We start from the raw sequence: 13,025 nt of genomic DNA on the forward strand, positions 1-13,025 counted from the left end.
GGAGCGGGCTTGCTCGCGAATGAAGTCGACACCGTTTTAACTGATTCACATCTTTCCAGAGACTCCGAATGAGACTGTCCCGCTTTTTTATCGACGCCCCGCTGAGCACTGGCGAACACGAACTGCCGGAAGCCCAGGCGCACTACATCAGCCGCGTGCTGCGCATGGCCGAAGGCGATGCGGTGCAGTTGTTCGACGGCTCCGGCCATGAGTTTCGCGGATCGCTGGTGGAAGTCGGCAAGAAGCGCGTGGTGGTGCAGATCGACGAGCAGTTCGCCGGTCAAGTCGAATCTCCGCTGCACATCCACCTCGGCCAGGGCCTGTCCCGGGGTGAGCGGATGGACTGGGCGATCCAGAAAGCCACCGAACTGGGCGTGACTGAAATCACCCCGATTTTCAGCGAGCGCTGCGAAGTCCGCCTCAAGGACGAACGCGCCGACAAACGCCTGCTGCACTGGCGTCAGGTGGCGATCAGCGCCTGCGAGCAATGCGGTCGGTCGCGGGTGCCGGTGATTCATCCACCGCTGTTGCTGGCCGATTGGCTGAAACAGACGCAAGCCGAACTGAAACTGGTGCTGCACCCGGTGGCCGAACCGCTGATCAGCCATGCCAAACCATCAACGCTGGCGTTCCTGATCGGCCCTGAAGGCGGCCTGTCCGACGCCGAAGTCGAGCAAGCCAAGGGCAACGGCTTCCACGCCGCCCGCCTCGGCCCGCGTGTGCTGCGCACCGAGACCGCGCCGGTTGTGGCACTGGCGGTGGCGCAGCAACTGTGGGGTGATTTCTAACCCGTCACTGCACCGGATCACTGGTTGGTCTGGCGATGATTGCCTTGAGTTCGCCGGTCATCGGGAATTCAAGGTTCAAACCCTTCGGCGGGATCGGCTGCTCGAACCACTTGCGGTAGATCCCGTTGATCTCCCCCGAGCTGTACAGGTCGGCCAACACGCCATTCACCAGCGCAAGAAACTGCGGATCATCCTTGCGCACCATGCAGCTGTAGATTTCCCGCGACTGCTCCTCCCCCACAACGACCCAGTTGTGCGGATCGCGTGCCTTGGCCCGCTCGCCGTAGAGCAACGCATCGTCCATGTAGAACGCCGCCGCGCGCCCCGATTGCAGCATCTGGAATGCCTCGCCGTGATCCTTGGCGCTGATGACGAACATGTTCAGTTTGTGGTCGAGGTTGTAGCTCTTCAGATAACGCTCGTTGGTGGTGCCGGCGGTGGTCACCACGTTCTTGCCGCGCAGGTCATCGAAGCTTTTGATGCCGCTGTCCCTGGCAGTCAGCAGCTGACCTTTGACGTAGATAAAACCGTAGGAGAACGCGACCTGCTTCTGCCGTTCGGCGGTTACCCCGGTGGAGCCGCATTCAAGGTCGACTGTGCCGTTCTGAACCAGCGGAATCCGCGTCTGCGACGTCACCAGGTTGTACTTCACCTTCAGCTCCGGCAGCGCCAGTTGCTGCTTGATGCGCTCGACGATCTTGCCCGCAAGCTCCACCGAATACCCCATCGGCTGCCCGGTGTGATCGCCCACATACGAGAACGGCACCGACGCATCGCGATACCCCAGGGTAATGCTGTTGGCGCTGGCAATCTTGCCAAGCGTACCGGTCAGCGGCACTTCATTGGCCTGAGCCTGAGCACCGAAAACCAGCGCCAGAGTGCAGCCGAGCAACGTGATTTTTTGCATTGTTATTCTCCGTTGTGGGTGGGGTGTTTTAGCAGAAACCGTCACGCCGCACGGGGATTGAACCCGTGCAGATCAATGGATGTGCGCTGCTGGCCGATCAGTTCGCTGAGCAACTGCCCGCTGCCGCAGGCCAGGGTGAAACCGAGCGCGCCGTGGCCGAGGTTGAGCCACAGATTGCGATAGGCCGTGGCGCCCAGCAGCGGAACGCCGGTGGGGGTGGCCGGACGCATGCCGGCCCATTCGACGGCGGCGTCATAGTGGCCGGCGTCGGGAAAGGTGTCGCGGGCCTGGCGCTTGATCAGCGCCAGTCGCTCGGGGTCCACCGCCGGGTCGAAACCGACGATGTCGACCATCGCCGCCACCCGCAGTTGTTCGCCGATACGCGCGTAGACGATCTTGCGGTCGTAGTCGGTGATGCTCACGCCCGGCGCCCGGTGCTCGTTGCCAATCGGCACGGTCAGGCTGTAGCCCTTCAGCGGATACAGCGGCAGGCGCAGGCCGGGCAGCGCGAGCAACGGGCTGCGATGGCCGGCGGCGATTACCAGTTGTTCGACCGGCAGGGTCTCTTCGCCAAGTTCAATGGCCGATACCGCGCCGTGGCTGTGACGAATGCCGGTGACTGCCTGACCGAGACGAAATTCGCAGCGGCCCGACGCTTCCAATCTCGCCGCCAACTGTTGGCAGAAACCGTGACAGTCACCGACTTCTTCATCCGGCGTGTAGATCGCGCCTACAAACGGCGCATCGGTCAGTGCCGTTTCCAGTTGCGCACATTCGGTGGCGGACAACACCTGCTGTTGCTGCGGATCGGCGAGGCCTTTGCGTGCATGCTCGAAGCTGGCGGCGTTGCGGAAGGTCACCAGTTTGCCGTTGCGCCGCCAATTGAAACCGGTGAGCCCGTCGTCCTCACGCCAGCGTTTCAGGGTGCTCTGGCTGAACAACGCCAGACGCAGCAGATGCGCAGCGTTCTCACGGTTGACCGAGGTGCGGCACGCGGCGAGAAACAAGGCCATCCAGCGCCACTGCGCCGGGTCCAGGCGCGGGCGCAATTTCAGCGGTGAATCGCCGCGCAGCATCCAGCCGATCGCCTGCAACGGCACGCCGGCATCGGCCAGCGGCGCGACGTAGCGGTAGGACAACTGGCCGCCGTTGGCGAAGCTGGTTTCGCTGCCCAGCGACTGCCGCGCCTCGACCACCGTCACCTCGAAGCCGTCGCGCACCAGCGCCCAGGCCGTTGCCAAGCCGATCACGCCGCCGCCGATGATGCACACACGCTGAGCCATGTCCGTCCTTAATCGTTCTTGAAGACGAGGCCGAGGTTAGGGCGAGGTGACAGGCGCCGAACAATGAATAAAGATGCCAAACCTATAAACAAAGGTTATGGGATCGTCATGCGCCTTCGACATATCGAGATTTTCCAGGCCATTCGCCAGACCGGCTCGATCAGCGCCGCTGCGCAGTTGCTGCACGTCTCGCAACCGGCGGTGACCAAGGTGTTGCAGCACGCCGAGCAGCAGTTGGGTTTTCCATTGTTTCTGCGGGTGCGCGGCAAGTTGCAGGCGACTCCGGAAGCGCTGGAACTTGAGCGCGAAGTCGACAAGGTCACCGAAAGCCTGCAAGGCGTGCGGCGTCTGGCCCAGAGCCTGCGCCGCGAACCCGGCCACAGCCTGCGGATCGGCGCGACCCCGGCGCTGGCGCTGTCGTTGCTGCCGCCGGCGATCCGGCAATGGACGGCACAGTTCCCGGACATCGCCTGCGAACTGTCGAGCGCCCACAGCCGCGAGCTGATGCAGAACCTGCTGATGCGCGAAGTGGACGTGGCCCTGACGTTGCAGTTGCCGGACCATCCGGGGCTGAAGGCCCAGGCATTGGCCTCGGGAGTTCTGGTGGCATTGGCACCGAGAGGTTATTGGCCGCAGGAAGATGCCGGTCAGCCGTTGCCGCTGATGGCGTTGGCGGGAGCGCCGCTGATCGGGCTGTCCAGCGCCGACCCGCTGGCCGCCCGCCTCGATAGTTATCTCGAAGCGGTCGAGCCACCGCCGCGTGTGCGGATTGCCGTGCAGACGTATTCGCTGGCGCGGGCGATGGTGGAGTCCGGCGCCGGGGTCGCGGTGATCGATCCGTTCACCGCGCTGGGTGCCTCATCGGCCACCACCACTATTCGCCCTCTCGCCCCGCCGCTGCCGATCACGCTGTACGCCGTGACCCGCGCCACCGAGCCACCGCCGCATACGCTGCATGATTTGCTGCAGATCTTCAGTCAGCGCGCCGGCGAACAACTCAACAACCTGAACCCTGCATAGATCTAATGTGGGAGCGGGCTTGCTCCCACAATGAATTGGGGATAACCCTGGTTAAAGGACGTAAAACAGAATCGCCACAAAATGCAGCAGGCTCCCGGCGATCACGAACAGATGCCAGATCCCGTGGGCATGCCGCAACCGATGGTCGAGGGCGAAGAAGATGATCCCCACGGTGTACAGCACGCCGCCCGACGCCAGCCAGGCAAACCCCGCCGTCCCGAGCGCTGCGATCAGTGGCTTGACCGCCACCAGCACGATCCAGCCCATCACCGCGTAGATCACGATCGACAGGATCCGCGCCTCCGAGCGCGGCTTGATCTCCTGCAGGATGCCGATCAGCGCCAGCCCCCAGACAATCCCGAACAGCGTCCAGCCCCACGGCCCGCGCAGGGTCACCAGGCAGAAAGGCGTGTAACTGCCGGCGATCAGCAGGTAGATCGAAAAGTGATCGACCTTCTTCATGATCGCTTTCTTGCGCCCGCGCACGCTGTGGTACACGGTGGACGCGCTGTAGAGCACCAGCAACGTAAAGGCATAAATCGCCACGCTGACGATCTTCCACGGGCTGCCGTCGAGGCTGGCAATCACCAGCATCCAGACGCCTCCGACAAACGCCGCTACCGCCCCGACCAGATGCGTCCAGGCGTTCAGTTTTTCTCCGTGATACATGTGTCGCACACCTCGATTTCATTTACTGCAGCGCGCAAGGCTCGGGCCTTGAGCGTAAAAGCGCAATGTTTCCGTTCAACGCAGGCAGGCACCTGTCCTGATATTTGGGCACAATCGAGCGATACCAAGAAGAGTCCGCGCCATGCTGATCGACGAAGAATTGACCCTGAAGAAACTCGAGGTGTTCCTCGCCTTCATGCGCACCGGCAACCTCGCCCGCGCCGCCGCCGAGTTGCAGACCAGCAACGTCAGCGTGCACCGCGCGATCCATTCGCTGGAAAGCGCCCTGCGCTGTCCGCTGTTCAAACACGAAGGGCGCAACCTGACACCGCTGGAAAGCGCCTACGTGCTCGAAGAGCGGGCGCAGAAGCTGATTCAGGACGTGGTCGAAAGCGTGCGCCTGACCCGCGAAGCCGCCGGGTTCTCGGCCGAGCGCTTCAAGCTCGGCTCGCTGTATTCGCTGACGGTGAAGACCGTGCCGCAATTGATCATGGGTTTGAAGATCCGCCGCAGCGAACTCAACATCGACCTGATTCTCGGCTCGAACATCGACCTGCTCTACAAGCTGAAAAACATGGAAGTCGACGCAATCCTGGTGTCGCTGGACGACACCGTCAACGACCCGGACTGCGAGCAGATTCCACTGTTTTCCGACGACATTTTCCTCGCCACCCCGGCCGATTCGCGCTTCGCCCAACGCAGCGAAGTGGACCTGGCGGAGGTGCGCGACGAAACCTTCATCACCCTCACCCAAGGCTTCGCCACCCACCAGGACGGCATCCGAGTGTTCCGGCAGGCGGGGTTCGAGCCGAAGGTAGCGATGCAGGTCAACGACATCTTCACCCTGCTGAGCATGGTCAGTTCCGGGGTCGGTTATGCGTTGCTGCCGGGGAGGATTGCGGCGGTGTACGAGAACCGGGTGAAGCTGATTCCGCTGCAGGAGAAGTACCGGTTGCAGCAGCACATTGGCGTGGTTTTTTTGAAGGCTAAAGAGCGGGATCCGAATTTGCTGGCGTTGCTGGCGGAGTGTCGGATGTATGCGAATCGCCAAGGCTCACAATGATCGTTCCCACGCGAAGCGTGGGAACGATCATCCAAACCTAACCCACAATCCCGCGCACGATGAAGAACAGCAACGAAGGCCCAAGCAGACAACCCAATCCGGTGTGGAAAGTAGCCGTCAACGCCCCATAAGGCACCAACCGCCGATCCGTCGCCGCCAGCCCCGCCGTCACGCCACTCACCGTCCCGGCCAGCCCGCCAAACACCATCGCCGAGCGCGGGTTATCCAGGCCCATCCAGCGCGCCGCCACGGGCGTGCCGACCATCACCAGAATCGCCTTGATCAACCCGGTGGCAATCGACAGCGCCATCACATCCGAAGTCGCGCCAATCGCCGCACCGGTCACCGGCCCGACGATGTAAGTCACCGCACCCGCGCCGATGGTGGTCATGCTCACCGCATCGCGATAACCGAACGCGTAAGCCATGCACGCACCGACAATGAACGGCAGGATCGTGCCCAGCAGCAGCGCAATCACGCCGATCATCCCGGCCTTCTTCGCCTCGGTGGCCTGCACCTCAAATGCGGTAGCGACGATGGCGAAATCCCGCAGCATCGCGCCACCCATCAGGCCGATGCCGGAGAACAGCGTCAGGTCCGCCAGGCCCTTCTGCCCGCCGGTCATAGTGCCGCCGACCCAGGCCAGCACCAGGCCGATGACGATGGCAATCGCCGAGCCGTGAATCCGTCCGAAGGTCAGGCGTTTGGAGAGAATCACCGAGACCCACATGATTACGCCGACGAAGGCGAACGCGGTGATCAGACCGTTGTGTTCCAGACCCTTTTCAATGAGATCCCACATGTCAGCGACCTCCTACCGGTGTGCCGACCGGGGAGATTTCCGCCGGCTCGTCGGGCAAAGGCTCGCCTTTATGGGTGCGGCTGATCAAAGCAATCGTGCAGCCACAGACCACCACCGAACCGATCGCCGCCAGCACCGCCACCGGGCCGCCGTGCAGGGCGGTGACGACGTTCTGTTGCGCGGCCATCGCCACCACCACGGGAATGTACATGGCGCCCCAGAAGCCGACGCCCATCTCGCAATCCTTGGTCATGCCGCCGCGTTTCTGCATCCACAACCGCGCGCAGATCAACAGGATCATCGCGATGCCGACCCCGCCGACGTTGGATTTGACGCCCAGAAGAACACCGAGCATGTCACCCATGATCACCCCTGCCAGCGTACAGATCGCCAGCAGCGCCACACCGTAAATAATCATTGTTGTAGTCCTCAAAGTGCATCGTCGAATTGTTTTTGTTGTTCGAAGCCTGAGTCGCAGCGGTCTAGAGTCGGCGGCCCTCCTCTTCACGCAACAGCGCCTGCAAGGTGTCGAGCCGGGCACTGTCGAAGGCAGTGACAGTCCCCTGTTCGAACACCCGGCGCGCCAGCCCGGTCAGCACCGCACCGGGCGGCAGTTCGATCTGTAGACGTACGCCGCGCTCGTAGGCGCTTTGTACGGTGCCGCGCCAGTCCACCACGCGGCACATGTTGAAGGCGAGGTCGTCGCGCAGCGCTTCTACCTTGGTCACAGGCCTGGCGCGACTGCCGCTCAGGTAAGCGATGTTCGGTGTTTTCAGTTCTACCCTGGTGAACGCTTCGGCGAGGGTTTGCGCAGGCTCATCCAGCAACGGGCAGTGCGACGGCACGCTGACCGCCAGCCGTTTTGCCAGACCGGCGCCACGACTGCGCGCCAGCTCGGCGACCGCTTGCATCGCCTTGTCGCTGCCGGCAATCACCACCTGGTTATCGGCGTTTATATTGGCCAGGTACACCGGTGTTTCTGCGCCGTGCACCTGCGCCAGCAGCATTTCGACTGTGGATAATTGCAGGCCGATGATCGCGGTCATGCCGAAGCCCTGTGGATAAGCCTGCTGCATCAACTCGCCGCGCAGGCTGACCAGATGCAGCGCATCGCTGAAGCTCAACGCTCCGGCGACCACCGCTGCCGGATACGCTCCAATGGACAGGCCGGCGACGTAATCTGCGGTGAGTCCGTCCTGCAACAACTGCCGCGAGGCTGCAACGCCGGCGATCAGCAAGCAGAGCTGAACCGCCCGGGTGCTGCGCAGCGCTTCGCTGGAATCCAGCCGCAAGACATCTTCACTGAGCTCGTCGCTGGCCTCGATCAGCGTTTTGCGAGGCAAACGCTGAAGCATGCCGGGCTGTTGCGCGCCCTGGCCGGGAAACACCAGCAGGCTGCTCACGCTGCCTGCTCCTGCGGGTTCCACGGATCAGACACCAGACAGGCTTCATGGGCGTTTTTCAGCAGCACCCGCGAAGCATTTCCGGCCCATTCGCGCAGGGCGACGGCACCGAACGGCGTCTGCAATTGCAGGTCGACCCGGCAGATCGCCTGATCGAAATGCGCCACCAGTTTGCGCGCCTGGTTACGGGTGATGAGTTGCGGTGTACGCAGAATCAAGTCGAGATCGCTGCGCTCGTGCATTGCCGTAAATCCACTGGCCAGCTCAAACCCGACACTGCCACTGACACCCCAGATCCAACCGCAATCATCGAGCACCGGCCGCAGTTGCCGCAGCGCCTGCATGACCGGCAGATCACGCGCGCTCTCTACATGACAAAGCGCTTCCGGGCTGACCCGACAGGCAATCGAATCGACAGACATAAACGCCGCCAACCGCTGCTCGCGCAACCGACCGCGAACGCCCACCGCCACGAATCCGTCTTCACTCAACGCCCGCCGCACCACCACCGGTTGCCCGCCAGCCAGCGAATCAATCGCCCACTGCGGCGCATCCGCCGGCAACTGCGCCGGCGTCATGCCCCACAGCAGGTCGTGGGCGAGAACGCTGTTCACCACTGCGCCCTCAGCAATTCACGTACACGGCTGGAGGCTTCGCGGTTTTTCGCGCCGAGACGATTGCTCAAATCAGTCGCACCAACATCTTCGATGGCTTGCTTCAGGCATTCGCCGACCCGCGCCAGATCCTCCGCCGTCGGCTGTTCGATCTGCTGCACCGACAAGGTTTCCCAGAGCAATCCGAGGCCGGCATAGCTGTCGATGTCATAGGCCATCGGCGGCACGCTGGACGCCAGAGCTTCCAGTTCTTCGACGCTGCGCAAGGTCACCCGCGCCGCCGAAGCCTTGCCCATCGCATGCACCATCACCCCCGGATCACGCAGGGCGATCAAGCGATTGGCCTGATAACCGTGGGCCAGAAACGCCCCGGACATGGCCTTGCCCACCAGCAGCGCAATCACCGGATGCCCGGCCAGCCGCGCGCGGGCATAAGCGTCTGCGGCGCCGGCCAGAGCCTGATGAATGCCGAGGGCTTCTTCGCGGCGACCGTAGGCCTGGCTCGGCACATCGACAATGGCGATCAAAGGGCGTTTTTGCGTCTTGTCGCGGTCAGCGGTGATCGCGTCATCCACCGCCTTGGCCAGGCCCCAGCCTTCGAGCAAACCGACTTCGCCGTTGCAAGCGCGAGGGAAACGGTTTTGCGGATCGGCGACCACCGCGATGAAGCGCCCGAGTGGCCCGTCAGCGACCTTCAGCGAGGGCGGTAAACCTTCAACGGCATTCGCGCCAGCGCTCAAGGCGTTGAACCAGTTCAAACCGCGCACGGAATAACCACTCATGAGCGCTCTCCTTGATACAGATCGCGAACCACCGAAGGCTCGATTTGCTTGTCAGTGTCCAGGCTCGTCAGGCGTTGCAGGAACCACTCGGCCCGTTGACTGCGCGGTTGCGCTGGCAGGCCCTGTTGCAGCAACTCGCCGACCTGCCCGCGAATCTGCGCCACGTCATCGGCGACATAGCGATCCACCAGGCCGCTGGCAAACCGTTGCTCGCCACCGGTCAGGCTCCAGATGAAGGGCCGGTCGCGGGAGTCGTATTCCTCGATCCCGGCTTCCTGCTCGATCACCTGCGGGCCGTTCAGGCCGAGGCGTGCTTCCTGGGTCACCACCAAATAGCTGCACAGCGCGGCGGCAATCGACATCCCGCCAAAGCAACCGACGCTGCCGGCCACCACGCCGACCACCGTTTGGTACTGCTGCAGATTGACAATTGCCGCGTGGATATCGGCAATCGCCGCCAAGCCAAGGTTGGCCTCCTGCAAGCGCACGCCGCCGGTTTCCAGCAGCAGGATGGCGCGGGTCGGGATGCCTTTGCGGTTGTCCTCGGCGGCCAGTTCCAGCGCGCCGGCGATTTTCGCGCCGCCGACTTCACCGAGGCTACCGCCCTGAAACGCACCTTCGATGGCCGCGATCACCACCGGCAAACCGTCGAGACTGCCCTTGGCGATCACCACACCGTCATCGGCCTGGGGCACCACGCCCTGGCGTTCGAGCCACGGCGACATGACGCGTTGAAACGGATCGAGCAGTTCGCGGAAGGTGCCGGTGTCGAGCAAGGCTTTCGCCCGCTGCCGTGCGCCGAGTTCGACGAACGAATGTTTGTGCAAAAGCGCTGAGGTGTCAGTCATGGCCGATCTCCTCGAAGCCTTGTTCCAGACGCAGGCGCACCACACCCGGGGTCGCACCGAAGTCGTGGATATCGATGGCCATCGCCGGTGGCGTGGTGCCGTCGAACATCCGCGCGAACAGATGCTGCCAGCGCTGCTGCGCACCGTTGACCGAGGTCTGCACATTGATCGTCAGCTTGCCGGCCAGGCCCGGTTCGATCAGCACTTCCAGATCGCCGGAGCCGACACAACCGACCAGCGCCCGACCGCGCGGCGGCTGCCCGGCGGGGAATTCAAAGGATAAGGTTTCCATCAAAACGCTCCCTGAAGGATGCCGTCGCGCTCGATTCGATCAAGCAACAACGTGGCGGCGAGCAAGTCGGCGGCGCCACCGGGCGAGGCATTCAATGCGATGAGTTGTTGATCGAGTTCGTGCAGGCGACGGCGACCGGTGAGGCTGGCGCTGCCGCCGGCGTCGAGCACTGCCTGGGCGCCGTGTTGCATGGCGTGCAGGCCCTGTTCGCCGGCGCGGTACAGCACGCAGGTGTCGGCCAGCTCAGTCATGATTGCGAGCAAGCCATCGAGCCGGGCGTTCTGTTCGCCATGGCCGGCGGCGCGGCTGCGTTTGAGCTGCGGCAGGCCACGCTGCACTACGGACGGGAAGCCGAGTTGCGCTTCTTCCCGGGCGCCGCGAGCGCCATAGCGTTGGGCGACTTGGGCGCCATGGCTCAGCGGACGCGGCGCATAACGGTCATCGAGCAACGCCAGACGCGCAACGCGCAGAGTGACGGCACTGGCGCTGGTGGATTTCGTGTCCAGCGCAGCAGCCGTGACCAGCAGGCCCAACGCCCAGATTGCCCCACGATGGGTGTTAACGCCGTGGGTGGTGGTGAGCATCGCTTGCTCGCCTTCCCGGCCGATGCGGCCGATGGCTTCGCGCAGCGGTAAGCCGATCTCGCCGAATTCAAGCGCGGCCTCGGCCATTTCCTTGAACGCCGGCCACAATGCCAGCGCCGAGGCGTGCATCAATCCCAGGTGCAGGTCGGTATGCGCGCCGTTGCCGCGACGGTCGACCAGCGCCGGTTTCGGCGACAGGTCGGCTTCGTCGATCAGCGCGTCCACGGCCAGGTCCGCCAGCCGTTCCGCAAGGGTGATGGTTTTCGGTTGCAGGTTGAATGCGTGCATTACCAGCTCCTGAACTTGGCGGGCGGGTTGTAGAGGCCGCCGGACCACTCGACCAGATCGGCCACGCTTTTCGCCGCCAGCAATTCGCGGGTGGCGTCGGTGCGACGGATGCCGAGGTCTTCGGGCAAGGCAATCAGGCCTTCGCGGCGCATGCGTTCGGTGTCTTTCGGGTTGTGGCGCAGGCCGATGGCGGTGACGCCGGCCACCGCTGCGATCATCGCCTGACGCTCCTCCAGCGAACGTGCCTTGTACAGGTAGGCGATGCCTTCTTCGGTCAGCAGGTGGGTGACGTCGTCGCCGTAGATCATGATCGGCGCCAGCGGCATGCCGCTTTTCTTCGCCACCTCAACCGCGTCGAGGGTTTCGACGAAGGTCGGTTTGCCGCCCTCCTGGAAGGTCTCGACCATCTGCACCACGAGTTTCTTGCCGCGCTCGAGCATCGGCTGCTGCGAATCGTCATGGCGCATATCGAGCCAGGCCGGAGTGCCGTGACGACGGCCGCGTGGATCGTGGCCCATGTTCGGCGCGCCGCCGAAACCGGCGAGACGGCCACGGGTCACGGTGGAGGAATGGCCGTCGCCATCGACTTGCAGGGTCGCGCCGATGAACAGGTCCACCGCGTACTGCCCGGCCAGTTGGCAGAACATCCGGTTGGAACGCAGCGAGCCGTCACGGCCGGTGAAGAACACATCAGGCCGGGCGGCAATGTAGTTTTCCATGCCCAGTTCGGTGCCGAAGCAATGCACGCTTTCGACCCAGCCGCTTTCAATCGCCGGGATCAGCGTCGGGTGCGGGTTGAGCGTCCAGTTGCGACAGATCTTGCCCTTGAGGCCGAGGGATTCGCCGTAGGTCGGCAGGATCAGTTCAATGGCCGCGGTGTTGAAACCGATGCCGTGGTTCAGCGACTGCACGTTGTGTTTTTCGTAGATCCCACGGATGGCCATCATCGCCATCAGCACGTGCACTGGCTTGATGTGGCGCGGGTCGCGGGTGAACAGCGGCTCGATGTAGAACGGCTTGTCCGCCACCACCACAAAATCGACCCACGACGCGGGGATGTCCACGCGCGGCAGTTCGCTGACGTCGTCCACCAGTTGATTGACCTGGACGATGACGATGCCGTCGCTGAACGCCGCCGGTTCGATCAGCGCCGGGGTGTCTTCGGTGCTCGGGCCGGTGTAGATGTTGCCGGCCCGGTCAGCCATGAACCCGGCCGAGAGCACGACGTTGGGGATCAGGTCCACCACCAGCCGGGCGTAGAGTTCGATGTAGGTGTGGATCGCGCCGATTTCCAGCAGACCGTCTTCGAGCAACTGGCTGATGCGCAGGCTCTGGGTGCCGGCGAAGGAGAAATCGAGCTTGCGGGCGATGCCGCGTTCGAACAGGTCCAGATGCTCGGAACGGCCGACGCTGGGCATGATCATGTGCAGGTCGTGGAGCTTTTCAGGATCGGCCTTGGCCAGAGAGCGCGAGAGGAAATCCGCCTGCTTCTGGTTGTTGCCCTCCAGTACCACACGGTCGCCGGGCAGGATCAGCGCCTCAAGTGCCGCGACGATTTTGTCGGTGGGCAACACCGCACCGTCGGCCAGCCCGCGCACCTTGTCGAGGCGCCGCTGCTTCTCGTCACGCCGCCGCGTCCAGCGCGAGTCGGGGGAAAGGGTTGTTGTCATGCTCACTCCACA

At 63.5% G+C, this 13,025-nt stretch carries 15 protein-coding genes; 3 read left to right on the forward strand and 12 right to left on the reverse strand.

Annotation, left to right across the window (positions count from 1 at the left end):
• Window positions 1-68: 68 nt before the first annotated feature.
• On the forward strand, window positions 69-788 hold the full coding sequence (locus K3819_RS27185) for a 16S rRNA (uracil(1498)-N(3))-methyltransferase (RefSeq protein ID WP_085611959.1): 720 nt from the start codon (window positions 69-71) through the stop codon (window positions 786-788).
• Window positions 789-792: 4 nt separating this feature from the next.
• Here the strand turns inward: K3819_RS27185 and K3819_RS27190 are convergent, their stop codons facing one another.
• Together K3819_RS27190 and K3819_RS27195 are read right to left on the reverse strand one after the other, a co-directional pair.
• Window positions 793-1,695: a transporter substrate-binding domain-containing protein gene (locus tag K3819_RS27190; protein WP_085611960.1), complete on the reverse strand. Its 903-nt coding sequence runs from the start codon at window positions 1,693-1,695 to the stop codon at window positions 793-795.
• Between the two features lie 41 nt (window positions 1,696-1,736).
• Window positions 1,737-2,978: a D-amino acid dehydrogenase gene (locus tag K3819_RS27195; protein ID WP_221398257.1), complete on the reverse strand. Its 1,242-nt coding sequence runs from the start codon at window positions 2,976-2,978 to the stop codon at window positions 1,737-1,739.
• A 108-nt stretch (window positions 2,979-3,086) separates the two neighbouring features.
• Here K3819_RS27195 and K3819_RS27200 point away from each other — a divergent pair, with 108 nt between their 5' ends.
• Window positions 3,087-3,998: a LysR family transcriptional regulator gene (locus K3819_RS27200; RefSeq protein ID WP_221398258.1), complete on the forward strand. Its 912-nt coding sequence runs from the start codon at window positions 3,087-3,089 to the stop codon at window positions 3,996-3,998.
• A 51-nt stretch (window positions 3,999-4,049) separates the two neighbouring features.
• On the opposite strand, the gene trhA is transcribed toward K3819_RS27200, so the two are convergent.
• Window positions 4,050-4,667 (reverse strand): PAQR family membrane homeostasis protein TrhA, encoded by a 618-nt coding sequence (gene trhA, locus K3819_RS27205; protein WP_011336351.1) that lies wholly within the window; start codon window positions 4,665-4,667, stop codon window positions 4,050-4,052.
• Between the two features lie 142 nt (window positions 4,668-4,809).
• Between trhA and K3819_RS27210 the strand changes: the two genes are divergently transcribed.
• Window positions 4,810-5,730, forward strand: a complete 921-nt coding sequence (locus K3819_RS27210) for a LysR substrate-binding domain-containing protein (RefSeq protein ID WP_064380129.1) — start codon at window positions 4,810-4,812, stop codon at window positions 5,728-5,730.
• Between the two features lie 37 nt (window positions 5,731-5,767).
• On the opposite strand, the gene madM is transcribed toward K3819_RS27210, so the two are convergent.
• The 9 genes from madM to mdcA form a co-directional block, all read right to left on the reverse strand.
• Window positions 5,768-6,532 (reverse strand): malonate transporter subunit MadM, encoded by a 765-nt coding sequence (gene madM, locus K3819_RS27215; protein ID WP_007953314.1) that lies wholly within the window; start codon window positions 6,530-6,532, stop codon window positions 5,768-5,770.
• 1 nt (window position 6,533) lies between these two features.
• The gene (gene madL, locus K3819_RS27220; protein WP_008063455.1) at window positions 6,534-6,950 is read right to left on the reverse strand and encodes a malonate transporter subunit MadL; all 417 of its coding nucleotides are present in this window, start codon (window positions 6,948-6,950) and stop codon (window positions 6,534-6,536) included.
• 64 nt (window positions 6,951-7,014) lie between these two features.
• Window positions 7,015-7,935 carry a malonate decarboxylase subunit epsilon gene (gene mdcH / locus K3819_RS27225; protein WP_221398259.1) on the reverse strand — a complete coding sequence of 307 codons (921 nt, stop codon included), beginning with the start codon at window positions 7,933-7,935 and terminating at the stop codon, window positions 7,015-7,017.
• The gene (locus tag K3819_RS27230; RefSeq protein WP_221398260.1) at window positions 7,932-8,552 is read right to left on the reverse strand and encodes a malonate decarboxylase holo-ACP synthase; all 621 of its coding nucleotides are present in this window, start codon (window positions 8,550-8,552) and stop codon (window positions 7,932-7,934) included. Before K3819_RS27230 ends, mdcH begins: the two co-directional genes overlap by 4 nt.
• Complete coding sequence (gene mdcE / locus K3819_RS27235) at window positions 8,546-9,331, reverse strand: biotin-independent malonate decarboxylase subunit gamma (RefSeq protein WP_221398261.1); 786 nt, start codon at window positions 9,329-9,331, stop codon at window positions 8,546-8,548. Before mdcE ends, K3819_RS27230 begins: the two co-directional genes overlap by 7 nt.
• Window positions 9,328-10,179, reverse strand: coding sequence for a biotin-independent malonate decarboxylase subunit beta (locus K3819_RS27240; protein ID WP_221398262.1), 852 nt, complete (start codon window positions 10,177-10,179; stop codon window positions 9,328-9,330). The genes mdcE and K3819_RS27240 overlap by 4 nt, the downstream gene beginning before the upstream one ends.
• Window positions 10,172-10,471 (reverse strand): malonate decarboxylase subunit delta, encoded by a 300-nt coding sequence (locus tag K3819_RS27245; protein WP_003229075.1) that lies wholly within the window; start codon window positions 10,469-10,471, stop codon window positions 10,172-10,174. Before K3819_RS27245 ends, K3819_RS27240 begins: the two co-directional genes overlap by 8 nt.
• Window positions 10,471-11,343 (reverse strand): triphosphoribosyl-dephospho-CoA synthase, encoded by an 873-nt coding sequence (locus K3819_RS27250; RefSeq protein WP_221398263.1) that lies wholly within the window; start codon window positions 11,341-11,343, stop codon window positions 10,471-10,473. Before K3819_RS27250 ends, K3819_RS27245 begins: the two co-directional genes overlap by 1 nt.
• Entirely contained in the window at window positions 11,343-13,013 is a 1,671-nt protein-coding gene (mdcA, locus tag K3819_RS27255; protein ID WP_085611967.1) for a malonate decarboxylase subunit alpha, read from the reverse strand. The genes K3819_RS27250 and mdcA overlap by 1 nt, the downstream gene beginning before the upstream one ends.
• Window positions 13,014-13,025: the final 12 nt, after the last annotated feature.

The sequence above is a fragment of the Pseudomonas sp. 3-2 genome (assembly GCF_019710535.1).
In the GTDB taxonomy this organism is placed as follows: Bacteria; Pseudomonadota; Gammaproteobacteria; order Pseudomonadales; family Pseudomonadaceae; genus Aquipseudomonas; species Aquipseudomonas pharyngis.